The 22,623-nt window shown below is 61.1% G+C and carries 20 protein-coding genes; 6 read left to right on the forward strand and 14 right to left on the reverse strand.

What is annotated here, in order from left to right; translation table 11 throughout:
* Positions 1-95 precede the first annotated feature (95 nt).
* The gene (locus ACYZT2_RS27225) at positions 96-1,487 is read left to right on the forward strand and encodes an L-cystine transporter (RefSeq protein WP_461968870.1); all 1,392 of its coding nucleotides are present in this window, start codon (positions 96-98) and stop codon (positions 1,485-1,487) included.
* 122 nt (positions 1,488-1,609) lie between these two features.
* On the opposite strand, the gene ACYZT2_RS27230 is transcribed toward ACYZT2_RS27225, so the two are convergent.
* Positions 1,610-2,122 carry a dihydrofolate reductase gene (locus tag ACYZT2_RS27230; RefSeq protein ID WP_461968872.1) on the reverse strand — a complete coding sequence of 171 codons (513 nt, stop codon included), beginning with the start codon at positions 2,120-2,122 and terminating at the stop codon, positions 1,610-1,612.
* 85 nt (positions 2,123-2,207) lie between these two features.
* Here ACYZT2_RS27230 and ACYZT2_RS27235 point away from each other — a divergent pair, with 85 nt between their 5' ends.
* Together ACYZT2_RS27235 and ACYZT2_RS27240 are read left to right on the forward strand one after the other, a co-directional pair.
* Positions 2,208-3,587 (forward strand): DUF2868 domain-containing protein, encoded by a 1,380-nt coding sequence (locus ACYZT2_RS27235; protein WP_461968874.1) that lies wholly within the window; start codon positions 2,208-2,210, stop codon positions 3,585-3,587.
* Positions 3,580-4,944, forward strand: a complete 1,365-nt coding sequence (locus ACYZT2_RS27240) for a GTPase/DUF3482 domain-containing protein (RefSeq protein ID WP_461968876.1) — start codon at positions 3,580-3,582, stop codon at positions 4,942-4,944. The genes ACYZT2_RS27235 and ACYZT2_RS27240 overlap by 8 nt, the downstream gene beginning before the upstream one ends.
* Before the next feature lie 132 nt (positions 4,945-5,076).
* Here the strand turns inward: ACYZT2_RS27240 and ACYZT2_RS27245 are convergent, their stop codons facing one another.
* From ACYZT2_RS27245 to ACYZT2_RS27275, 7 genes are all read right to left on the reverse strand, one after another.
* Entirely contained in the window at positions 5,077-5,634 is a 558-nt protein-coding gene (locus tag ACYZT2_RS27245) for a phosphonate degradation HD-domain oxygenase (RefSeq protein WP_461968878.1), read from the reverse strand.
* Positions 5,634-6,767, reverse strand: coding sequence for a TIGR03364 family FAD-dependent oxidoreductase (locus ACYZT2_RS27250; RefSeq protein WP_461968880.1), 1,134 nt, complete (start codon positions 6,765-6,767; stop codon positions 5,634-5,636). The genes ACYZT2_RS27245 and ACYZT2_RS27250 overlap by 1 nt, the downstream gene beginning before the upstream one ends.
* 126 nt (positions 6,768-6,893) lie before the next feature.
* On the reverse strand, positions 6,894-7,919 hold the full coding sequence (locus ACYZT2_RS27255) for a putative 2-aminoethylphosphonate ABC transporter substrate-binding protein (protein ID WP_461968882.1): 1,026 nt from the start codon (positions 7,917-7,919) through the stop codon (positions 6,894-6,896).
* Positions 7,920-7,951: 32 nt separating this feature from the next.
* Positions 7,952-9,676, reverse strand: coding sequence for a putative 2-aminoethylphosphonate ABC transporter permease subunit (locus tag ACYZT2_RS27260; protein ID WP_461968884.1), 1,725 nt, complete (start codon positions 9,674-9,676; stop codon positions 7,952-7,954).
* Positions 9,676-10,752: a putative 2-aminoethylphosphonate ABC transporter ATP-binding protein gene (locus ACYZT2_RS27265; RefSeq protein ID WP_461968886.1), complete on the reverse strand. Its 1,077-nt coding sequence runs from the start codon at positions 10,750-10,752 to the stop codon at positions 9,676-9,678. Before ACYZT2_RS27265 ends, ACYZT2_RS27260 begins: the two co-directional genes overlap by 1 nt.
* Positions 10,753-10,973: 221 nt before the next feature.
* Positions 10,974-11,837 carry a LysR family transcriptional regulator gene (locus ACYZT2_RS27270; protein WP_461968888.1) on the reverse strand — a complete coding sequence of 288 codons (864 nt, stop codon included), beginning with the start codon at positions 11,835-11,837 and terminating at the stop codon, positions 10,974-10,976.
* A 16-nt stretch (positions 11,838-11,853) separates the two neighbouring features.
* Complete coding sequence (locus ACYZT2_RS27275) at positions 11,854-14,121, reverse strand: heavy metal translocating P-type ATPase (protein WP_461968890.1); 2,268 nt, start codon at positions 14,119-14,121, stop codon at positions 11,854-11,856.
* Between the two features lie 84 nt (positions 14,122-14,205).
* Between ACYZT2_RS27275 and cadR the strand changes: the two genes are divergently transcribed.
* Entirely contained in the window at positions 14,206-14,655 is a 450-nt protein-coding gene (cadR, locus tag ACYZT2_RS27280) for a Cd(II)/Pb(II)-responsive transcriptional regulator (RefSeq protein ID WP_461968892.1), read from the forward strand.
* Between the two features lie 123 nt (positions 14,656-14,778).
* Here the strand turns inward: cadR and ACYZT2_RS27285 are convergent, their stop codons facing one another.
* The 3 genes from ACYZT2_RS27285 to ACYZT2_RS27295 form a co-directional block, all read right to left on the reverse strand.
* Positions 14,779-15,750, reverse strand: coding sequence for a thymidylate synthase (locus tag ACYZT2_RS27285; protein WP_461968894.1), 972 nt, complete (start codon positions 15,748-15,750; stop codon positions 14,779-14,781).
* A 65-nt stretch (positions 15,751-15,815) separates the two neighbouring features.
* Entirely contained in the window at positions 15,816-16,622 is an 807-nt protein-coding gene (gene lgt, locus ACYZT2_RS27290; protein ID WP_461968896.1) for a prolipoprotein diacylglyceryl transferase, read from the reverse strand.
* 82 nt (positions 16,623-16,704) lie between these two features.
* Positions 16,705-17,487: a sulfite exporter TauE/SafE family protein gene (locus ACYZT2_RS27295; protein ID WP_461968898.1), complete on the reverse strand. Its 783-nt coding sequence runs from the start codon at positions 17,485-17,487 to the stop codon at positions 16,705-16,707.
* 134 nt (positions 17,488-17,621) lie between these two features.
* Here ACYZT2_RS27295 and ACYZT2_RS27300 point away from each other — a divergent pair, with 134 nt between their 5' ends.
* On the forward strand, positions 17,622-18,368 hold the full coding sequence (locus ACYZT2_RS27300; RefSeq protein ID WP_461968900.1) for an NRDE family protein: 747 nt from the start codon (positions 17,622-17,624) through the stop codon (positions 18,366-18,368).
* Positions 18,369-18,500: 132 nt separating this feature from the next.
* Here ACYZT2_RS27300 and ptsP read toward each other — a convergent pair whose 3' ends face one another.
* Positions 18,501-20,780, reverse strand: a complete 2,280-nt coding sequence (ptsP, locus tag ACYZT2_RS27305; protein WP_253546381.1) for a phosphoenolpyruvate--protein phosphotransferase — start codon at positions 20,778-20,780, stop codon at positions 18,501-18,503.
* A 22-nt stretch (positions 20,781-20,802) separates the two neighbouring features.
* On the reverse strand, positions 20,803-21,282 hold the full coding sequence (locus tag ACYZT2_RS27310; RefSeq protein ID WP_007897732.1) for an RNA pyrophosphohydrolase: 480 nt from the start codon (positions 21,280-21,282) through the stop codon (positions 20,803-20,805).
* A 143-nt stretch (positions 21,283-21,425) separates the two neighbouring features.
* On the opposite strand from ACYZT2_RS27310, the gene ACYZT2_RS27315 reads away from it, so the two are divergent.
* On the forward strand, positions 21,426-22,082 hold the full coding sequence (locus ACYZT2_RS27315) for a histidinol-phosphatase (protein WP_461968902.1): 657 nt from the start codon (positions 21,426-21,428) through the stop codon (positions 22,080-22,082).
* A 105-nt stretch (positions 22,083-22,187) separates the two neighbouring features.
* Here the strand turns inward: ACYZT2_RS27315 and ACYZT2_RS27320 are convergent, their stop codons facing one another.
* A complete protein-coding gene (locus ACYZT2_RS27320; protein WP_461968904.1) occupies positions 22,188-22,616 on the reverse strand; it encodes a DUF2269 domain-containing protein in 429 nt (142 codons plus the stop codon).
* Between the last annotated feature and the right edge of the window lie 7 nt (positions 22,617-22,623).

The following is a 22,623-nucleotide window of genomic DNA, read 5'->3' on the forward strand; positions in this document are numbered from 1 at the left end:
GTTTTTGATATTAATTCATTAGTTTTCAAACTGTTAGGCTCCCCGGTTCGCAGCTGCCCCGGAAGGCAGTTGGCACACGTTCTATGGGAGTTCCAATGAATCTGCCGCTGATCCTCAATCTGCTGGTATTCCTCGCCTTGCTCTTTGGCCTGGCGCAAACCCGTCACACCACTTGGAGCCTGGCCAAAAAGGTTCTGCTCGCGCTGGTCCTGGGCGTGGTATTTGGCGTCGCTCTGCACACGATTTATGGTGCGGGCAACCCGGTACTGAAAGCCTCGATCAGTTGGTTCGATCTGGTGGGCAACGGTTATGTGCAGTTGCTGCAAATGATCGTGATCCCGTTGGTGTTCGCCTCGATCCTCAGCGCCGTGGCGCGCCTGCACAACGCTTCGTCGCTGGGCAAGATCAGCTTCCTGACCATCGGCACGCTGCTATTTACCACCGCTATCGCGGCGCTGATCGGCATCGGCCTGACCAATCTGTTCGGCCTTACTGCCGAAGGCCTTGTCGCTGGCACTCAGGAAATGGCTCGCATGCAAACCATTCAGAGCGATTACGCGGGCAAGGTCGCTGACCTTAATGTGCCGCAGCTGCTGCTGTCGTTCATCCCGCAGAACCCGTTCGCCGACCTGGCTCGCGCCAAGCCGACGTCGATCATCAGCGTGGTGATTTTTGCTGCATTCCTTGGGGTCGCCGCACTGCAACTGCTCAAGGATGATGTCGAGAAAGGTCAGAAAGTGATCAACGCCATCGACACCCTGCAAGCCTGGGTGATGCGTCTGGTACGCCTGGTGATGAAGCTGACCCCGTACGGCGTATTGGCGCTGATGACCAAAGTGGTTGCCGGCTCCAATCTGCAAGACATCATCAAGCTCGGCAGTTTCGTGGTGGTGTCCTACATTGGTCTGGGCTTGATGTTTGTAGTCCATGGCCTGCTGGTGTCGGCGGCCGGGATCAACCCGCTGCGCTTCTTCCGCAAGATCTGGCCGGTGCTGACGTTTGCCTTCACCAGCCGCTCCAGCGCCGCCACCATTCCGCTGAGTATCGAAGCCCAGACCAGCCGTTTGGGTATTCCACAGTCCATCGCCAGTTTCGCCGCCTCGTTCGGCGCGACCATTGGCCAGAACGGCTGCGCCGGTCTGTACCCGGCAATGTTGGCGGTGATGGTCGCGCCAACTGTGGGCATCAACCCATTGGATCCGCTGTGGATCGCGACGCTGGTGGCAATTGTGACGCTGAGTTCGGCCGGGGTGGCCGGGGTCGGTGGGGGGGCGACCTTCGCCGCGTTGATCGTGTTGCCGGCCATGGGTTTGCCGGTGTCACTGGTGGCGTTGCTGATTTCGGTTGAGCCGCTGATTGATATGGGTCGTACGGCGTTGAACGTGAGTGGCTCGATTACGGCGGGCGCGATTACCAGCCAGATGATGCAGCAGACGGATAAAGCGTTGCTGGATGCGGATGAGCATGGGGCGTTGGCTCAGGCTTAAGGCTTTCATCGTCTGAGCGGGCCTCTTCGCGGGCAAGCCTTGCTCCTACAGGGTTTTATGTTGGTCGCGAAAATTTCGTACGACACAAATCCCTGTAGGAGCGAGGCTTGCCCGCGAAGCTTTTAGGCTTTTTCCCACACTTCGAAGTTGTAAGCCGGCTTATCACCCTCCGCCGGATTCGGAACATTCGACACCAGCGTCCACTGGTTCAAATCAAATTCCGGAAACCACGCATCCCCTTCCGGGCTCAGCGCCACGCGGGTCAGGTACAACCGATCGGCCTGCTCCAGACCTTGCGCATACAACTGCGCTCCGCCAATCAGCATCACCTCATCGACGCCCTGCTCGTTCGCCCATTGCTGCGCCCGAACCACTGCTGCCTCCAGCGACGAATAAACCTCCGCGCCTTCCAGCTGCAGATCCGCCTGACGGCTGACCACGATGTTCAACCGGCCCGGCAGCGGACGACCGAGGGAATCCCAGGTCTTGCGACCCATGATGATCGGCTTGCCGAGGGTGGTGGCCTTGAAGTATTTGAAGTCCCCCGGCAAGTGCCAGGGCATGCTGTTGTCGACGCCGATCACACGGTTTTCACCGAGGGCTGCGATCAGGCTGAGGGGGAGTGATTTAGTCATGCCGGCGAGGATACCAGAGCCTCCCTTACCCCGATAAGCGTCACAGCGGTTATGCTCACCGCTCAATTAAGCGACGGGAAGCCGCGTGACTGAACTGACTCCACTGCAAAACCTCTGGCTGAGCGAAACCGTGCGCTTGCGTGAAGAACACGCAGGTCCCTTGGACGATCTGGAAGCCAATCGAATCGCCCGTAGCGCCGGCGGCGACCTGCCGACGCGTATTCAACGCCGTGCCCTGTGGCTGGCCGAGCGCGACGGACAGACCCATGCCCTCAAACATTGGCTGCAAGGCGCGCGACTGGCGCTGATCATGCTGGCCGTACTGGCCGTGATCAGCGGCGCCGGCCTGGCGTTTGCCGCGCTGGGCGACGGCCAAACCCCGGTCAATGTGTTCTGGGCGTTGGGCAGCCTGCTCGGGCTGAACCTGATTCTATTGCTGAGTTGGGCCCTGGGCCTGGTGTTTGCCGGCGAACAGGGTGCCGCCCTTGGACGCTTGTGGCTGTGGCTCAGTGAAAAACTCGCCCGCGATGCCAACGCCGCGCAACTGGCGCCGGCCCTGCTGCTGTTGCTGCAACGGCAGAAACTCAATCGTTGGGCGCTGGGCGTGCTGGTCAACGGGTTGTGGTTGCTGGCGATGCTCAGCGCCTTGGTGATGGTGTTGACGCTGATGGCGACCCGGCGCTACGGCTTCGTCTGGGAGACCACCATTCTCGGTGGCGACACCTTCGTCGGCATGACCCAAGCCTTTGGTGCCCTGCCGGCCTTGCTCGGTTTCAGCGTGCCGAGCGTGGAGATGATCCGCGCCAGCGGCGATGCCGCGCTGAACATCGAAAGCGCCCGCCAGGCCTGGGCGGCGTGGCTGGTTGGGGTGCTGCTGGTGTACGGTGTTTTGCCGCGATTGCTACTCGCATTGCTCTGCCTGTGGCGCTGGAAAACCGGTCAAGCAGCCCTGCATCTGGATTTGAACCTGCCCGGCTACGCCCAACTGCGCGAACGGCTGATGCCCACCAGCGAACGCCTGGGCATCAGCGATGCCGCGCCAGAACACCTTCATCGGGTTGAAAGTGCTGCCAGCGATTTGCAAAGCGATGGCGCGCTGTTGGTGGCCATCGAACTGGACGACCAACGCCCCTGGCCGCCGCAGTTACCGAAAAACGTCAACAACGCCGGCGTCCTCGACAGCCGTGAATCCCGGCACAAATTGCTCGAACAGCTGAGTCGTTTCCCACCGGCTCGTCTGGCCATCGCCTGTGACCCACGGCGCTCGCCGGACCGTGGCAGCCTGGCGCTGATTGCCGAACTGGCCCGCATCGCCAGCGCCACCCGCGTGTGGTTGCTGCAAGCGCCGCCCGGCGAAGCGCTGGATGCCGAACGCCTGGGCGACTGGCATGTCGCGCTACAACAACTGGACCTGCCATTTGCCGATTGCGCGCCGTTGAACTGGCTGGAGACGGGTCATGACTAATCCCCTGAAGCTCGCCGTGGTCGGCCACACCAATGTCGGCAAAACCTCGTTGCTGCGAACGCTGACGCGAGATGTCGGCTTCGGCGAAGTGTCCCATCGCCCCAGCACCACTCGCCACGTCGAAGGCGCGCGATTGTCGGTAGACGGCGAGCCATTGCTCGATCTCTTCGACACTCCGGGCCTTGAAGACGCCATCGCCCTGCTCGACTACCTCGAACGCCTGGAGCGGCCCGGCGAACGTCTCGACGGTCCGGCGCGACTGGCGCGTTTTCTGGAAAGCAGCGAAGCCCGGCAGCGTTTCGAACAGGAAACCAAGGTGTTGCGGCAATTGCTCGCCTCGGACGCCGGCCTCTATGTGATCGATGCCCGTGAGCCGGTGCTGGCCAAGTACCGCGACGAACTGGAAGTGTTGGCCAGTTGCGGCAAACCGCTGCTGCCGGTGTTGAATTTTGTCAGCAGCGCTCAGCATCGCGAACCTGATTGGCGTGAAGCCCTGGCGCGTCTCGGCTTACATGCTTTGGTGCGTTTCGACAGCGTCGCGCCACCGGAAGATGGCGAGCGTCGACTCTATGAAAGCCTCGCGCTGCTGCTGGAAAACTCCCGAGAACAGCTTGAGCGCTTGATTGCCGACCAGCAGGCCCAACGCCTGGCCCGTCAGCAAAGTGCAGCGCGGCTGATTGCCGATTTATTGATCGATTGCGCCGCCTACCGCCGCAGTGTGGTGAGCGAGGCGGCGCAGGAACAGCAAGCGATCAGCGAACTGCGCAAAGCGGTGCGTCAGCGCGAACAACGCTGCGTCGAGGCTTTGCTCAAGCTCTACGCCTTCCGCCCGCAAGATGCGGCAGCCAGCGACTTGCCGTTGCTCGATGGCCGCTGGGGCGATGACCTGTTCAACCCGGAGACCCTGAAGCAGCTCGGTGTGCGGGTCGGCGGCGGTATCGCGGCCGGCGCGGCGGCCGGGGCCGGGGTTGATTTGCTGGTGGGCGGCCTGACCCTCGGCGCCGCGGCATTGGCCGGAGCGATTGCTGGCGGCGCCCTGCAAACCGCCCGCAGTTACGGCAGCCGCCTGCTGGGAAAGATCAAAGGGCAGCGAGAACTGACTGTCGACGATGGCGTGCTGCGGCTGTTGGCCTTGCGCCAACGGCAATTGCTGCGGGCTCTGAATTCCCGTGGGCATGCGGCGATGGACAGCATTCAGGTCGCCACGCCGCAGGACAAAACCTGGCGCGAAGGCAAACTGCCCGAAGCGCTGAACAAGGCGCGGGCGCATCCGCAGTGGTCGTCGCTGAATCCGAATTCGAAGTTGAGTCAGGGGGAGAGGCAGGAGCAGGTTGAGGTGTTGGCGCAGCAGATGTAAAAACCGAAATAATTGCGGTGTTTGGATTGACCCCATCGCGAGCAGGCTCGCTCCCACAGGGGATTTGCGTCGATCACAGATCCAATGTGCGAGCGAGCCAGCTCGCGATGGCAGCCACTCGGTTCCGAGGCCCTACGCGGCCAGCAGCCGCAACGCCTTTTCCTTCAAGATGCCCAGATCCATCACCGGCACCCACATTTCCTTGGCCAATTCATCCCACTGACGCACCCGCAAACTGACGGCACACAACGGATCCCGCTCGAACGCCTCAGCCTCGGCAGCCGTCATCACCCCGCCCTGATACTCAAGCGTCCGTCGACTGGCTTCACTCAAACGCTCGTAGTACCCGGGATCTTTGAGCGTCAGATAACGCTTGGCCTGAACGTGGTATTCCACCAGCAGCGCCGTGCGTTCGCTGAAGCCTGCGCGACGCAGATAATCGGCGCCCAGTCGCTCGTGGCTGACAACACCAAAGCCGTCCATGTTCTCGGCACCCTCGGCGCAGATATGCCCGATGTCATGAAAGAACGCCGCCAGTACCACTTCATCATCGAACCCCTCGGCCATGGCCAGTTCCGCCGCCTGAGACATGTGCTCGATCTGCGACACCGGTTCGCCAATGTAGTCGTTGTCGCCAAAACGCTCGTACAGACTGAACACCTCGGCGATCACTTGCTCATGGCGGTCCATCAACTGTCTCCCAATAACGTCGTGACGTTACGTTCGGCCATCGCCGGCCCGACGCTCATGCCGACACCGGTGTGCATCAGCGCCACGCTCACGCCTGGCATCGGACGCAAAAAGGAAAACGGCCCCGGTCCGCGTGAACCATAGACGCCCTGCCAGCGCTCGACCACTTGCACCTTGCAGCCCAACGTCTGCTCGGCCAGTTCAATCATCCAGTCATCCACCTGCTCGGCATTGAACGGTGATGGATCGCTGCCGTAATGGTGGGAGTCGCCGATGATCAACTCACCGTAAGGCGTCGGACTGATCAGCAGGTGAATACCGTTTTCATGCAGATGAGGTGTGTCACGAAGAATCTGCGCCTGCACCGCGGCGGCTTCCGGCAGATCGGCGAAGGCACCGTAATGCACGCAACTCAGGCCGGTAAGCAACGCGTGTTGCAGGTTGAGGTTGATCTGCGGGCGAGCGCGGAGCATTTGCAGGCGGCAGATTTGCGGATTCAGTTCGGCAATCGACTCGGCCAGCAGCGTTTGATAATCGTGGCCGGAGCAGACGATGATCTGCTCGGCGCTGAAGGTGCCAGCGGTGCTGTGCAAGCGCACCGGCTCGATGTCGCGCACCAGCGTGGAGAAGTGAAACTCGACACCGAGTTCGCGGCGCAGGTAGTCGATCAAGGCCGGAATCGCTTCGCGGGAATACAGCTGCTGGTCGTCCATGCCGTGCAACGCAGCGCGGTGATGACTGAACTGACCGCCGTATAAATCGCGCAAAGCCGCACCGCGCAGCAGCTCGACGCGGTAACCGTGCTGCATGGCGCGACCGGCGCAGAAGGCTTCCAGCAGGTGCTCTTCCGCTTCGGTGCGGGCGAACAGGTACGAGCCGTTGCGCTTGAGCTGCAGGCCCGCCAGTTGTGCCCATTGACCCCAGATGTCGCGGCTGGCTTTGGCCAGTTCGAGCATCGGGCCCGGGGGTTGGCCAGTGACCAGGGCTTGGCCGAAGTTGCGCACCGACGCGCACAACGGTGTGGCGCTGCGTTCGAAGACGGTGACTTTGAGGCCGCGTTTGGCGGCGGCATAGGCGTGGGACAGGCCGAGAATGCCGGCGCCTACGATCAGCATGTCGTTGTGATGAGTCATTAAGAGATGTCCTGAATTCGAAGCCGCCTTCGCGGGCAAGCCTCGCTCCTACAGGGATTTGTGAACGCACCATCCCTTGTAGGAGCGAGGCTTGCTCGCGAAGAGGCCCTGTCGGCCTACGAAGATTTACTTGGCAGCCACTTTCTCGGACTTACCGTCATAACGCTTGCGCCATTCGGTAAGGATCTGGTCGCGATTCTTCGACGCCCAGGCAAAGTCGTTCTTGATCAGGCGCTGCTCATAATCCGCCGGCAGTTCAGTTTGCGGCTTGGCGATACCCGGTTGCGCGAGCACGGCGAAGTTCTCTTTATAAAGCTCCATCGCCGCCGGGCTTGCAGAGAAGTCCGCCAGCTTCTTCGCCGCATCTTCGTGCGGTGTGCCTTTGATCACGGCCGTCGCTTCGATCTCCCAGCCCAAGCCTTCTTTCGGCAGGATGATGTCCAGCGGCGCCCCCTGGCGTTTCAGCTGAACGGCCGGGTATTCGAAGGAAATACCGATCGGGAATTCGCCGGCGGCGGCGAGTTTGCACGGCTTGGAACCGGAGTGAACGTACTGGCCGATGTTCTGGTGCAGGTCGTCCATGTACTGCCAGCCCTGCTTCTCGCCGAAGGTTTGCAGCCAGGCGCTGACGTCGAGGAAACCGGTGCCGGACGAGGCCGGATTGGGCATGACGATCTTGCCTTTGTACTCAGGCTTGGTCAGGTCCTGCCAGCTCACGGGCTTGCTCAAACCCTGCTTTTCGGCTTCGACAGTGTTGAAGCAAATGGTCGCTGCCCAGACGTCCATGCCAACCCAGGCTGGCGGGTTAGCGGCGTCGCGGTAGTTAGCGCCGATCTTGCCCAGGTCCTTCGGTGCGTAGCTTTGCAGCATGCCTTGTTGATCGAGGATCGCCAGACTCGAGGCTGCCAGGCCCCAGACAGCGTCAGCCTGCGGGCGGGCTTTTTCGGCCAGGAGTTTGGCGGTGATGATGCCGGTGGAATCGCGCACCCACTTGATCTCGACGTCCGGGTTGGCCTTTTCAAAAGCCTCTTTGTAGGTCTTCAGTTGTTCGGCTTCGAGGGCGGTGTACACCGTCAACTCGGTTTTCGCCGCAAAGGCGTTCAGGCTGAAAGCGGTGAGGACAGCAGCGGCCAGGGCCAAAGGCTTGAACATGGTGCAGTTCCTGTGTGAGTTGAAGGTGTGAATCAAAGACCAGGCACGGTCTGCCGCCAGGCCTGGGAGCGACGCAATAAACCGCGCGAAGCCCAGGCCAGCAGCAGGGACACGCCCGCCGAGGTGAACAGAATCAGGGTCGACATCGCCGCCGCGCCGCCGACGTTGCCGGCATCGTCCATGTTCAGCACGGCCACCGCCGCGAGGATGGTGTCGGGGCTGTAGAGGAAAATCGCCGCCGAGACGGTGGTCATGGCCGAGACGAACAGGTAGCGCACGATGTCCAGCAGCGCCGGCAGGCAGATCGGCACGGTGACCCGCAGGTAGTGCCGGTACAGCGGCGCCTTGAGCGACAGCGCGGCGGCTTCGAACTCGGCATCGAGTTGGCGCAGCGCGGTGGTGGCGGTCATTTGCGCAGTGGTCAAATAGTGAGCAATGGTGCAGACCACCAGCAGGGTCATGGTTCCGTAGAACACATGCAGCGGGTTGCCGGTGAGGTTGAAGAAGAAAACGTAACCCAGGCCCAGCACCAGACCTGGCACCGCCATCGGTACGAAACTGAGCATGCGCAGTGTCAGATTCAGTCCGCGCTGCCCCTTGGTTTTTTCCATCAGGTAAGCGCCAGTGAAGATCAGCACACTGCCGATCAACGCCGTACACAACGCCATCTTCACGCTGTTGCCGTAGGCCAGCCAGCCACCACCCGCGGTGTCGTTGAACTGGTAATGGTTGAGCGACAGCGACAGGTTGTACGGCCAGAATTTCACCAGCGACGAGTACACCGCCATGCCGAACACCAGCAGCAATATCGCGCAGATCAACAGCACGATGGCCAGATAACAACCGTCGCGCAGCTTCGATGGAGCCGGTTGAAACACTTGCGCTCGCCCGCTCATGGAGTCGCCGTGACGTCGACGCAGCCAGGCGTCGACGCCGAAACTGAACAGCGCCGGCAGTAACAAGACCATGCCGATTAGCGCGCCGCGACCGAATTGTTGCTGGCCGACCACCGCTTTGTAGGCTTCCAGCGCCAGCACTTGATAGTCACCCCCGACCACCACGGGCACGCCGAAGTCGGTGATGGTCAGGGTGAAGACGAGGCAGAACGCCGCGAACACCGCCTGACGGGTCGCCGGCCAGGTGATGCTGCGAAAGGCTTTCGCCGGACTGGCGCCCATGCTTGAAGCAGCGTCGAACAGTCGCGCATCCGCCAGAGACAGTGCCGACAGCAAAATCATCAAGGCGTGTGGGAAGGTGTAGATGACCTCGCCCAGAACAATGCCCCAGAAGCCGTAGATATTGTCCGAGAGCAAACCGCGCAACATGCCCTGATTGCCGAACAGATAAACCAGCGCAATCCCCGGCAGCATCGACGGCGCCATCAGCGGTAGCAGTGACATACCGCGCCAGATGCTTTTGCCGGGAATCAATGTACGTTGCAGAGCGTAGGCAAACAGATAGGCCAGCGGTACGACAATGGCCGCGACGCTGAGGGACACTTTCAGGCTATTGCCCAGCAGCCAGTGGAAATTCGCGCTGCTCAGCAGCTCACGGGCAGCGATCAGACCGCCGCCCTGCCCGGCTTCGGAGCTGAAACCACGCCAGAAGATCGCCAACAACGGCATCAAGACTGCGACGCCGAGCAACACCAGCAGCAGGACCTTGCCACCGATCACGAATAGCCGGTCGCCGATTTCGGCACGGGAGGTCTGCCGAACCTGCTTGTGCGGTATCGGCAGCGCGACGTTCACGCTCATCAGGCAAACACCTGCAGGCTGCGCGGCGGCAAGGCGACCATGATCTGTTGGGCACCGAGACGCGGCATGGCTTCCGGCGCGAGCTCCGCCAGCAATGCGTGGCCTGGCAGTTGATCGAGTTCGAAGCTCATGCGGCAGCGGTTGCCGAGAAAAGTGATCTCGCGAACCTTGGCCGGGAACAGGTTCTCTTCATGCACCGGCGGGTTGACGTTGATCGCCTCGGGGCGGCAGAACAAACGGCCCGAGGCGGTTTTAGCGCTACCTTCAGCCAGACGCAGGTTCATCCCGCCGACCTGGGCATGACTGTCGCTGCTCCGGCGGAAGGGCAGCCAGTTGCCCTGACCGACGAACTCCGCCACAAACGGTGTGGCCGGGCGGTCGTAGATTTCCTGTGGCGTGGCGTACTGCTCGACCTTGCCGTTGTTCATCACGGCGATACGGTCGGCCATCAGCATGGCTTCGTCCTGATTGTGGGTAACCATCAGGGTAGTGACGCCGAGGTTGCGCTGCAATTGGCGCAGTTCGGTGCACAGATGCTCGCGGACCCGGGCGTCGAGCGCCGACATGGGTTCGTCCAACAGCAACAAGGAAGGGGCCGGCGCCAGGGCTCGAGCCAGTGCGACACGTTGCTGCTGACCGCCGGACAACTGGCCGGGGTACTTTTTCTCACTGCCGATCAGGCCGACCAGTTTCAGCATCTGACCGACGCGCTGGCGCACTTCTTCGCGACCGCTGCCGGATAGGCCGTAGGCGATGTTCGCCTCGACGCTGAGATTGGGGAACAGTGCGTAGGACTGGAAGAGAATGCCGTAGTCCCGGGCTTGAGGTGCCAGGTGGGAAACATCGCGATCGCCGAGGTACAACTCGCCGCTGTCTTGTTTCTCAAGGCCGGCGATGCAGCGCAGCAAGGTGGTTTTGCCACAGCCCGACGGCCCCAAGAGGCACACCAGCTCACCGGCCGCCACGTCGAGCGAGACGTTATCCAGCGCGGTGAACGCGCCGAAGCGTTTCTGCACGCCGCGCACTTTCATCGGCGCACCGGGGTTGGTCAGGGCAGTTGCAGTCGAGTGGTTCATGGACAGGCCTCATCAAGCAGATGAGGGCCATCCTAGGAGTGCAATGCGTCCGTCATGTGGCAGTGAGGCAAAAATGGCCGATAGTGGTATTCGGGGATTTGGGTTGGATGCGGCGGCGATTAGTCGGACGCCATCGCGAGCAGGCTCGCTCCCACAGTTGAACGCATTTCCCTGTGGGAGCGAGCCTGCTCGCGATGGGGCCAGCCCGGTCACCGCAATCCTTACGCCGGGGCCATTTCCTGCGCCAACCCCAGAAACGCCGCCGGCAGCCGCGCACCTTTACGCTCCTTGAGGCAGTACAGATACTCGGGAATCTGCGGCGCATTTTCGATGGTCAACACCCGCAATTGCGGGTCGTGAGGCACTTCCTGCCGGGCGATGATGCTAATGCCGATGTTGCGCAATACCGCCTCACGGATCGACTCCCGGCTGCCAATCTCCAGCAACGGTCCAAAACTCACCCCCGCGCTGGCCAGCAACTCTTCGGTCAAACGCCGAGTGGTCGAGCCCGACTCGCGCATCAACAAGGTATGCCCCGCCAGCGCAGTGAGCGGCACATGATCATGCACTGCCAGCGGATGATTGCGGTGCACCGCCAGCACCAGCGGATCGCTGCCGAGCACCCGGCGAATCAGTCGCGCATCGTCCAGTAACTGCGAAGACGCGGCGACATCGACCCGGTAATCCTCCAGCGCTTCAAGCACCTGCTGGGAGTTGCCGATTTCCACCGACACCTCCACCTGCGGCAAGCGCTCGCGAAAGGTTTTCACCAGATCGAGGATGTAATACGGCGCCGTGGCAGCGATGCGCAACGTGCCCTGGACCTGACCGCTGTTGCGCAGGAAGAACTCGATGTCGGCTTCCTGCTGCAACAGCGCCTTGACCATCGGCAACAACCGCGCGCCTTCGTCGCTGACGCTGAGGCGGCGGCCGCCACGATAGAACAGCTCAACCGAGTATTGGCTTTCCAGATGCCGAATCTGGGTCGTCACCGTCGGTTGGCTCAGGCCGAGCTTTTTTGCCGCCAGGGTAATACTGCCCAACCGGGCAACCATGTAAAACGCCTTCAGCTCGGCACTCAGCACACCCTTCCCCCATCGTCTATTTGCGCAACAGGCGCAAACCGTTGAACACCACCAACAGGCTCACGCCCATGTCGGCGAACACCGCCATCCACATGGTGGCGATCCCGGCGAAGGTTACCCCAAGAAAGATCGCTTTGATGACCAATGCGAGGGCAATGTTCTGTTTGAGGATATTCGAGGTCTGCCGCGACAGGCGGATGAAAGCCGGGATCTTGCGCAGATCGTCGTCCATCAGGGCGACATCGGCGGTTTCAATGGCGGTATCGGTGCCGGCGGCCGCCATGGCGAAACCGATCTCGGCCCGCGCCAGTGCCGGCGCGTCGTTGATGCCGTCGCCGACCATCCCGACCCGATAGCCCTGGGCATACAGGGCTTCAATGGCTTGCAGCTTCTCGGTCGGCAACAGATCGCCCTGCGCCTGATCGATGCCAACGTGGGCGGCGATGGCCTGAGCGGTGTGAACGTTGTCGCCGGTCAGCATCAGGGTTTTGATGCCCAACTCATGCAACTGCTGGATCGCTTCGCGACTAGACGCTTTCACTGTGTCCGCGACGGCAAACAATGCCAATGGGCCGGATTTGTCGAGCAGCAGCACTACCGATTTGCCTTGTTTCTCCAGAGCAAACAGCTGCTCTTCCAGCGCTGGAGAACACAGGCCCAAATCTTCAACCAGGCGATGGTTGCCCAAATGGTAGAGCTCACCGTTGATTTCGCCGCGCACACCACGCCCCGCCAGGGCTTCGAAGTTATCCACAATCAATGGCGCGAATTGTTTATCCACCGCTGCATTGGCGATGGCTAGCGACACCGGGTGATCCGAGCGACCGGCCAGTGCCGCCGCAATGGCCGGGGCTATTTCATCAGCGATTGGGTCGAGGGACAAATAGTCGGTCTGCACCGGTTTGCCGTGAGTGAGGGTGCCGGTCTTGTCCAAGGCCAGGTAATCGAGTTTGTGGCCGTGCTCCAGATAAACGCCCCCCTTGACCAGAATCCCTTTGCGCGCCGCTGCCGCGAGGCCGCTGACGATGGTTACCGGAGTGGAAATCACCAATGCACACGGACAAGCGACCACCAGCAACACCAGCGCCCGGTAGATCCAGTCGAACCACAGCGCATCCATGAACAGCGGCGGGATCACCGCCACGGCCAGGGCCAGGATGAACACCGCCGGGGTGTAGATTTTCGAGAAACTGTCGACGAAACGCTGGGTCGGAGCGCGTGCCCCCTGAGCCTGTTCCACGGCGTGGATAATCCGCGCCAGGGTCGAATTGTTCGCCGCGGCAGTCACGACATATTCCAGCGAACCGGACTGGTTGATGGTGCCGGCGAACACCTTGTCACCGATGGTTTTCTCCACCGGCAGGCTTTCACCGGTGATCGGCGCCTGATCGATGGTCGAGTTGCCGGACAGCACTTCGCCGTCCAGACCGATCCGTTCGCCGGGACGCACCCGCACCCGCGCACCCAGCTCGATGTTTTTAACCGGTTGCGCGACCCAACTGCCGTCGGCCTGCTGCACCGTGGCCTGCTCGGGGGTCATCTGCATCAGCCCGCCGATGGCGTTGCGCGCCCGGTCCAGGGACCTGGCTTCGATCAACTCGGCCACGGTGAACAGGAACATCACCATCGCCGCTTCCGGCCATTGACCGATCAGGATCGCACCGGTCACCGCGATGCTCATCAGCGCGTTGATGTTCAAGTTGAGATTTTTCAGGGCGATCCAGCCCTTCTTGTAAGTGCTGAGGCCACCGCTGAGGATCGAGATCAGCGCGATAACTGCCACCACCCAGTTTGGCGCCGCATCGGTGAAGTGGATAAGCTCGGCGGTGAGCGCCCCAACGCCGGACAGCGCCAGCGGCCACCACGGCTTTTTCGCAGGTTCAGGGCTCGACGCCGGCGCTTCGGCGCCCTGCTCCATCGGTTCGGCGTGCATGCCGAGGGACTTGATCGCGTTGATGATCGGCGTGGTGCTTGGCAGGTCATGGGTCACGCCCAACACCCGATTGATCAGGTTGAACTCCAGTTGCTGCACACCCGACAGCTTCCCGAGTTTGTTCTGGATCAGCGTCTGTTCAGTCGGGCAATCCATCGCCTCGATGCGGAAACTGCTCAGCCGCGCACTGGCTGTCGGCGTCTCGCTCAACACAATCCGCGAAGGTGCCGCGGCTTTGGAGGAGCAGCAGGAATCCCCGTGGTTTCCATGGCCATGCTGGGGCACAGGCTGCAGCTTGTGGCTGTGATCGTGCCCGGTCTCGGGTTTGTGGGTGTGGAGAGAATCGCTCATTGGTCGCGTCCATGAAGGTGCCTGTTGCCAAGTAAAGACCCTGTAGCCACTATAGGGTCAAGCACCCTTTTGGAGATTGTCGCGATGAAGATCGGAGAACTGGCGAAACTCACCGACTGCGCCGTGGAAACCATTCGCTACTACGAGCGCGAAAACCTGCTGCCAGAACCGGCCCGCAGCGACGGCAATTACCGCGTATACACCCAAGCCCACGCCGAACGCCTGACCTTCATCCGCAACTGCCGCACGCTGGACATGACCCTCGAGGAAATCCGCAGCCTGCTGGCCCTGCGCGACAGCCCGCAAGATCAATGCGAAAACGTCAACGCGTTGATCGATGAACACATCCACCATGTGAAGGCCCGGATCGATGGTTTGCTGGCCTTGCAGACACAACTGCTCGACCTGCGCCAACGCTGCAGCGAAGGGCCGGATATCGATCAATGCGGGATTTTGCAGCGGTTGGAAGTGAACGGCGGGGTTGTGGCGACGGAGGTTGAGCGTTCCCATGTCGGGAGAAGCCACGGCCACTAAGAACACCACAAATCAAATGTGGGAGCGAGCCTGCTCGCGATGGCGGCCTGACAGTCAACAATAATGCTGAATGTGACGGCCTCATCGCGAGCAGGCTCGCTCCCACAAGGATTGCGCTAAACCTTAGACCGCCATCGGCGCAGTCATCGGCGCATGGTGCTCATAACCTTCCAGCGAGAAATCGCTCGGTTCGATCAGCTCCAGCCACTCCGGCTGATAAACACCCGTCTGGGCAAACTCCGGCACGCGGTCGGAAATCACCAGTTTCGGCATCGGGAACGGCTCGCGCTTGAGCTGTTCGTTGAGCATGTCCAAGTGGTTTTCGTAGACGTGGGCGTCGCCGATGAAATAGGTGAACCAGCGCGGTGTGTAACCGGTCAGGCGACCGATCAGGCTCAGCAGCGCGGCGCCTTCGGTGAGGTTGAACGGCGTGCCCAGGCCCAGATCGTTGGAGCGGATGTAGAGGGTCAGGGAGATTTCCTTGGTCTCGACATTCGGGTGGAACTGGTACAGCAAGTGGCACGGCGGCAGGGCCATTTCGTCGAGCTGCGCAACGTTCCAGCCATGGAACAGAATGCGACGGCTGCCCGGGTCCTTGATGATGGTGTCGACGCACTGGCGGATCTGGTCGATCGCCTTGTACAGCACCACATAAGCCTGGCCATCTTCTTCGCCTTCGGCAATCTGACGATAACCCTGGCTCAGGGTCTGCTCGATGGCGGCCTGGTTGCTGACCGGGATCTGCTTGTACGCCGGCCATTTGCGCCATTGCACACCGTAGATCTCGCCGAGGTCGTCTTCACCCTGACGGAACGGGTTGGCCAGCCATTGGGCGTTTTCGTTGGCGTTCTGGTCCCAGACCTTGCAGCCCAGCGCACGGAATTCAGCGGCGTTGTTCACCCCACGCAGAAAACCGCACATCTCGCCGATGGCGGATTTGAAGGCCATCTTGCGAGTGGTGATCGCCGGGAAACCTTCCTGCAGATCGAAGCGCAGCATTGCGCCCGGAAAGCTGATGGTGTTCACGCCGGTGCGGTTGGCCTGTTTGGTGCCGTTCTTGATGACGTGGGCGACCAGTTCGAGATATTGCTTCATGAATTACCTGTGTCCTTGAACCCGAGGCCAAAGCCCCCGGGGTTCGAATTTTTAGCGCCTGCTTCTTATACAGCAGCTGCGGGGGCCGCCGGGGCGCGTCGATAAGCCAGCCAGATCAGGAACAACCCGCCGACAATCATCGGTACGCACAGCACCTGGCCCATGGTCAGCCAGTTCCAGGCCAGATAACCCAGTTGGGCGTCCGGCACGCGAACGAATTCGACGATGAAACGGAAGATGCCATAGAACAGCGCGAACATCCCGGACACCGCCATGGTCGGCCGCGGCTTGCGCGAGAACAGCCAGAGGATCGCGAACAGCGCCACGCCTTCCAGCGCGAACTGGTACAGCTGCGACGGATGACGCGCCAGTTGCGCCGGATCGGTCGGGAAGACCATCGCCCACGGCACGTCGGTCGCCTTGCCCCACAACTCAGCGTTGATGAAGTTACCGATACGCCCTGCTCCCAAGCCGATCGGCACCATCGGCGCGACGAAGTCCATCAGCTGGAAGAACGACTTGCCGTTCTTTTTACCGAACCACAGCGCCGCCAGCATCACACCGATAAACCCGCCGTGGAACGACATGCCGCCCTTCCACACTTCGAAAATCAGCAGTGGGTTGGCGATGTAGGCGCTCAGGTCGTAGAACAGCACATAACCCAAACGGCCGCCGACGATAACGCCCATCGACATCCAGAACACCATGTCGGAGAGCTTCTCCTTGGTCCAGGTCGGGTCGAAGCGGTTCAGCCGGCGTGACGCCAGCCACCACGCACCGCCGATGCCGATCAGGTACATCAGGCCGTACCAGTGGATTTTCAGCGGACCGATGGCCAAGGCCACCGGGTCGATCTGCGGGTAAGGCAGCATTGCGACTCCTCGTTAGAGTTGAAACCTTCAAATTCCCGGGCGACGCTGTCACGCCAGGATTAAGCCAGGATTGCGCTGCGCGTCAGAGCAAGAAGCTCAAGCCGACGCAAAACAGCAAAGCGGCAAACAGTCTTTTCAGCAAGCGCGGCGACAGCCTGTGGGCCAGTCGCGCACCGAGACGGGCGAAAACCATGCTGGTCAGGGCGATCCCCAGCAGCGCCGGCAAATAAACAAAACCGAGACTATGGGCCGGCAGCAGTGGATCGTGCCACCCCAAAATCATGAAACTTAATGCACTGGCCAAGGCGATTGGCAGGCCACAGGCCGACGAAGTGGCCACCGCTTGCTGCATCGGCACGCTGCGCCAAGTCAGGAACGGCACGGTCAACGAGCCGCCGCCGATCCCGAAAATCGCCGAGGCCCAGCCAATGACGCTGCCAGCCACGGTCAGACCGACTTTGCCCGGCACCGTTCGACTGGCCTTGGGTTTGAAGTCCAAAGCGAGTTGAACGGCGATGATCAGCGCGAATACCCCAATGATCTTCTGCAAATTCGATCCGGAAATCGCTTCGGCAGTCAGCGCGCCTAAACCGGCACCGATCAGAATGCCTAGCGTCATCCAGGCAAAAATCGGCCAACGCACGGCGCCGCGGCGATGGTGCTCGCGAATCGCATTGATCGACGTAAAGATGATCGTCGCCAGCGAGGTGCCGACTGCCAGATGCGTCAGGATCGAGGCATCAAATCCCTGCAGGGTGAAGCTGAACACCAGCACCGGGACAATGATGATCCCGCCGCCTACTCCAAACAGCCCGGCCAGCACGCCCGCACAGGCGCCCAGCGCCAGATAGAGCAGAAATTCCATGGCCACATCCCCAAGCATCCCGAATCAGGAGCGGCATGGTAACGGATGCATGGCCTCGGGCTCCACTGTGGATGGCGATGGATCGATGAGCGATGTCTGCGTAAAGTGAGCAAAAAACACACAAGGACCACCTTATGTGCCTGATTGTTTTTGCCTGGCGGCCGGGCCATGCCCAGCCGCTGATCGTGGCGGCCAACCGCGACGAATTCTATGCCCGGCCCAGCCTGCCCCTGGGGCAATGGCCGCAAACCCCGCACGTTTACGCCGGTCGCGACCTCGAAGCTGGCGGTACGTGGCTCGGCGTCGGCGCCAATGGGCGCTTCGCCGCGCTAACCAACATCCGTGATCCCCTTCAACCACCGGCGCGCAAATCGCGAGGCGAACTGGTGGCGCAGTTTCTCAGCGGGGACATGTCGATTGATAACTATTTGAGCGACGTTGTTGCACGTTCGCTGGAATATGCCGGGTTTAACCTGCTGATCGGCAATACCAACGAGTTGTGGCACTTCAATGCCCGGGAGACCGAGGCAGTCATGCTCAAACCTGGGGTTTATGGTTTATCGAACGCCGGGCTGGATACGCCATGGCCAAAAGTGCTCAAGGCCAAGGCAGCATTGAGCGAGGTGTTGGGCGATCCGCAGCCGCAGGCGCTATTGGCCTTGCTCAGCGACCCGCAGACGGCGCCGCTTGCCGAGCTGCCGGACACGGGCGTGGGAAAGGCCACCGAGACGTTGTTGTCGAGCGTGTTTATCAAGAGTCCGACTTACGGGACACGGGCGAGTACGGCGTTGATCGTTCAGGCGGATGGGGGGCGGCATATGGTCGAAAGGAGTTTCGGGCCGTATGGGGGGCATTTGGGGGAAGTGGAGATCAGGATTTAGATCGGGGTCGTCAGGACTGGCCCCATCGCGAGCAGGCTCGCTCCCACATTGGATTTTCTGTGAACACAGATTTTGTGCACAACAGAAATCAACTGTGGGAGCGAGCCTGCTCGCGATGGGGCCGGTGCAGGCTTAGAGGGTCTTGACCGAAGCCGGATTAATCATCCGCGCCAACCCAAGGTTTTTCAACGCCAATTGCAGCGAGCTGTGGATAACTTGCGGGTTGTCGATGGTCATCAGTTCCGCCAGCAACTCCTTGGCCTTGCTCAGGTTGATCTGACGCAGCATCCACTTCACTTTCGGCAAGTTGGTAGCGTTCATCGACAGGCTGTCGAAACCCATTGCCATCAACAACACCGCCGCCGCCGGGTCGCCGGCCATTTCGCCGCAGATACTCACGGGCTTGCCTTCGGCATGGGCGTCGCGCACTACGCTTTGCAAGGCTTGCAACACTGCCGGGTGCAGGTAGTCGTAGAGATCGGCCACCCGCGGGTTGTTACGATCCACGGCCAGCAGGTACTGGGTCAGATCGTTGGAACCGACCGACAGGAAGTCCACTTGCCGGGCCAGTTCCTTGGTCTGATACACCGCCGCCGGAATCTCGATCATCACGCCAATCGGCGGCATAGGCACGTCGCAGCCTTCGTCGCGGACTTCGCCCCAAGCCCGGTGAATCAGGTGCAGGGCTTCTTCCAGCTCGTGGGTGCCGGAGATCATCGGCAGCAGAATCCGCAGGTTGTTCAAGCCTTCGCTGGCCTTGAGCATGGCGCGGGTCTGCACCAGGAAAATTTCCGGGTGGTCGAGCGTGACGCGAATACCGCGCCAGCCGAGGAACGGGTTGTCTTCCTTGATCGGGAAGTACGACAGCGACTTGTCGCCGCCGATGTCGAGGCTGCGCATGGTCACCGGTTGCGGATGGAATGCGGCGAGCTGCTCGCGATAGATCGCCAGCTGCTCCTTTTCGCTCGGGAAGCGCTGGTTGATCATGAACGGCACTTCGGTGCGGTACAGACCCACGCCCTCGGCACCGCGCTTCTGCGCCCGCGCCACGTCTGCCAGCAGCCCGGTGTTGACCCACAGCGGCATGCGGTGACCGTCGACCGTTACACACGGCAAGTCCCGCAAAGCATCCAGCCCGAGGGCCAGCTGCTTCTCTTCCTCGACCACCTCGGCGAACTGCTTGCGCAGCACGTCACTCGGGTTGGTATAGACCTCGCCGTGGTAGCCGTCGACGATCATCTGGATGCCGTCGACCTTGGAATACGGCAAGTCGACCAGGCCCATCACCGTCGGGATACCCATGGCACGCGCCAGGATCGCCACGTGGGAGTTGCCTGAACCGAGTACCGACACCAGACCGACCAGCTTGCCTTCCGGCACCTCGCCGAGCATCGCGGGCGTCAGTTCTTCGCTGACCAGAATGGTGTTGTCGGGATAGACCAGCGTCTGCTGCCGCTCTTCCTGCAGATAAGCCAGCAAGCGCCGGCCGAGGTCTTTGACGTCCGAGGCGCGCTCACGCAGGTAGGCGTCGTCCATCAATTCGAAACGGTTGACGTGTTCGGTGACCACCTGACGCAACGCGCCCTGTGCCCACTGACCGGTCTTGATCACCGTGGTGATTTCGCTGCCGAGCGAGGCATCATCGAGCATCATCAGGTAAACGTCGAACAGCGCCCGTTCTTCAGGCCGCAGCTGGGTCGCCAGCTTGGCGGACAAGGCACGCATGTCGGCGCGCACGCCTTCGATGGCGGTCTTGAACAGGCCAAGTTCCGCGTTGATGTCGGTGATGGTCTTGTCCGGCACCACATCCAGATCGGCCGGCGGCAGCATGACGACCGCGGTTCCGACCGCCGCGCCCGGCGAGCCCGGTACACCGACGAACTTTGCTTCCTGGATACCTTTGCCCTGACGGCCCAGGCCACGGATCGAACCGGTGGCCTCGGCGTGGGCGATAACGCCGGCGAGTTGCGCGCTCATGGTCACGAGGAAGGCTTCTTCACCTTCATCGAACTGGCGGCGTTCTTTTTGCTGAATGACCAACACGCCGACGACGCGACGGTGGTGAATGATCGGCGCTCCGAGGAACGAGGCAAAGCGCTCTTCGCCGGTCTCGGCAAAGTAGCGATAGCGCGGGTGATCCGCGGCGTTTTCGAGGTTCAGGGGTTCTTCACGCGTGCCGACCAGGCCGACCAGACCTTCGTTGGGTGCCATGCTGACTTTGCCGATCGAGCGCTTGTTCAAGCCCTCGGTGGCCATCAGCACGAAGCGGTTGGTCTCTGGGTCAAGCAGGTAGACCGAGCAAACCTGGCTGCCCATGGCCTCTTTGACGCGCAACACAATAATCCCCAACGCCGCCTTGAGATCCTTGGCGGAGTTAACTTCCTGGACGATCTTGCGCAGCGTATTGAGCATGGCTCGGGGTCGAACTCCGTCGTCAGTCGCGCGCTAAAAGGCGCGGGGCAAGCTCTTTGAGAGCGCGGCGATAAACCTCGCGCTTGAATGTCACCACCTGGCCCAACGGATACCAATAACTGACCCAGCGCCAGCCATCGAATTCCGGTTTACCGGTCAAATCCATCCGCACCCGCTGCTCGTTCGAGATCAGGCGCAGGAGAAACCATTTCTGCTTCTGGCCGATGCACAGCGGTTGGCTGTGCGTCCTGACCAGACGTTGCGGCAAACGATAGCGCAACCAGCCCCGGGTGCAGGCGAGTATTTCAACATCTTCGCGCTCCAGGCCCACTTCTTCGTTCAACTCGCGGTACAAGGCGTCTTCCGGCGTCTCCTGGGGGTTGATCCCTCCCTGTGGAAACTGCCAGGCATCTTGATTGATACGGCGAGCCCATAGCACCTGGCCAGCATCATTCGTCAGAATGATCCCGACATTGGGGCGGAAACCATCGGGGTCGATCACGGCAACAACCTCGCAAACGCATGTCGGGGCATTGTTCCACAAAGGTTGTGAAAGCAGCAACGAGCCGACCTACCTTATGTGCACTCTTGTGAAAAGTCCGTATTCTGGACACCTTTCTACAGACTTTTCAGCGAGTAACTGCAATGCGGCTGGCTTTATTCGACTTGGACAACACGCTTCTGGGCGGTGACAGTGACCACGCCTGGGGCGATTATCTGTGCGAACGCGGTTTCCTCGACGCTGTCGCCTACAAGGCACGCAACGATGAGTTCTATCAGGATTACCTGGCCGGCAAGCTGGATAACGACGCGTACCTGAATTTCTGCCTCGAAGTTCTCGGCCGCACCGAGATGGCCACGCTGGATGAATGGCACCTGGATTACATGCGCGACTGCATCGAACCGATCGTGTTGCCCAAGGCTATCGAACTACTGGCCAAGCACCGCGAGGCCGGCGACAAACTGGTGATCATCACCGCCACCAACCGCTTCGTGACCGGGCCGATTGCAGCACGCTTAGGCGTCGAAACCCTGATCGCCACCGAATGCGAAATGATCGACGGTCGTTACAGTGGGCGCAGCACCGATATCCCGTGCTTCCGTGAAGGCAAGGTGACCCGGTTGATTCGTTGGCTGGAAGAGACCGGCCACAACCTGGAAGACAGCTATTTCTACAGCGATTCAATGAATGACTTGCCGTTGCTGGAACAGGTGGCGAATCCGATTGCTGTTGATCCGGACGTGAATCTGCGGGCCGAGGCCGAGAAGCGGGGTTGGCCGGTGATTTCGTTGCGCGATTGAAAGCACCTTCGCGGGCAAGCCTCGCTCCTACAGGGGATTTGGTCGATCACAAATCCAATGTGGGAGCGAGCCTGCTCGCGATTGGGGCGACTCGGTCTTTAAACCTTAAACCGGCTTGGCCCCCATCAATCCCGCAATGGCGACAAAGCAGACAAAGCTGAACAGCGCCAACGCGAACGTAAACTTCCCATTTCCCCCCGCGGGCGCCTTGCGCAGCCGATTGAGCCGCACCACCAGCCAGAACCAGCCCAGCGCCGCCACGGTGTAGAGCACACTCGACGCCAGGAGCCAGGTCTGCCCCAACGGCCAGCCCACCAAGTGCACCATCCACCAACCGGTGAACGGCATGCTCAGCAACGCCAGGCCCATCAATAGCCAGATGTACACCAGCGGTCGTTGCAAGGTGCGAGTATGAGCCGTTGCGTCGCCGTTACGGCGTGTGCGCCAGACCCAGATCGCCAGCCCCAGCGCGCTGATCAACAGCAACACCGTCGCCACGCCATGAGCGATTTTGAGGGCGGTTAACGTTTCCATTGTTCGA

The sequence above is a fragment of the Pseudomonas sp. MDT1-85 genome (assembly GCF_054898065.1).

Coding starts and splice junctions, on each gene's coding strand:
- ACYZT2_RS27320 (WP_461968904.1), bottom strand. CDS start 22,616: ATGGAAACGTTAACCGCCCTCAAAATCGCTCATGGCGTGGCGACGGTG.
- ACYZT2_RS27260 (WP_461968884.1), bottom strand. CDS start 9,676: ATGAGCGTGAACGTCGCGCTGCCGATACCGCACAAGCAGGTTCGGCAG.
- ACYZT2_RS27255 (WP_461968882.1), bottom strand. CDS start 7,919: ATGTTCAAGCCTTTGGCCCTGGCCGCTGCTGTCCTCACCGCTTTCAGC.
- ptsP (WP_253546381.1), bottom strand. CDS start 20,780: ATGCTCAATACGCTGCGCAAGATCGTCCAGGAAGTTAACTCCGCCAAG.
- ACYZT2_RS27300 (WP_461968900.1), top strand. CDS start 17,622: ATGTGCCTGATTGTTTTTGCCTGGCGGCCGGGCCATGCCCAGCCGCTG.
- ACYZT2_RS27245 (WP_461968878.1), bottom strand. CDS start 5,634: ATGGACCGCCATGAGCAAGTGATCGCCGAGGTGTTCAGTCTGTACGAG.
- cadR (WP_461968892.1), top strand. CDS start 14,206: ATGAAGATCGGAGAACTGGCGAAACTCACCGACTGCGCCGTGGAAACC.
- ACYZT2_RS27295 (WP_461968898.1), bottom strand. CDS start 17,487: ATGGAATTTCTGCTCTATCTGGCGCTGGGCGCCTGTGCGGGCGTGCTG.
- lgt (WP_461968896.1), bottom strand. CDS start 16,622: ATGCTGCCTTACCCGCAGATCGACCCGGTGGCCTTGGCCATCGGTCCG.
- ACYZT2_RS27265 (WP_461968886.1), bottom strand. CDS start 10,752: ATGAACCACTCGACTGCAACTGCCCTGACCAACCCCGGTGCGCCGATG.
- ACYZT2_RS27285 (WP_461968894.1), bottom strand. CDS start 15,750: ATGAAGCAATATCTCGAACTGGTCGCCCACGTCATCAAGAACGGCACC.
- ACYZT2_RS27230 (WP_461968872.1), bottom strand. CDS start 2,122: ATGACTAAATCACTCCCCCTCAGCCTGATCGCAGCCCTCGGTGAAAAC.
- ACYZT2_RS27240 (WP_461968876.1), top strand. CDS start 3,580: ATGACTAATCCCCTGAAGCTCGCCGTGGTCGGCCACACCAATGTCGGC.
- ACYZT2_RS27250 (WP_461968880.1), bottom strand. CDS start 6,767: ATGACTCATCACAACGACATGCTGATCGTAGGCGCCGGCATTCTCGGC.
- ACYZT2_RS27275 (WP_461968890.1), bottom strand. CDS start 14,121: ATGAGCGATTCTCTCCACACCCACAAACCCGAGACCGGGCACGATCAC.
- ACYZT2_RS27315 (WP_461968902.1), top strand. CDS start 21,426: ATGCGGCTGGCTTTATTCGACTTGGACAACACGCTTCTGGGCGGTGAC.
- ACYZT2_RS27225 (WP_461968870.1), top strand. CDS start 96: ATGAATCTGCCGCTGATCCTCAATCTGCTGGTATTCCTCGCCTTGCTC.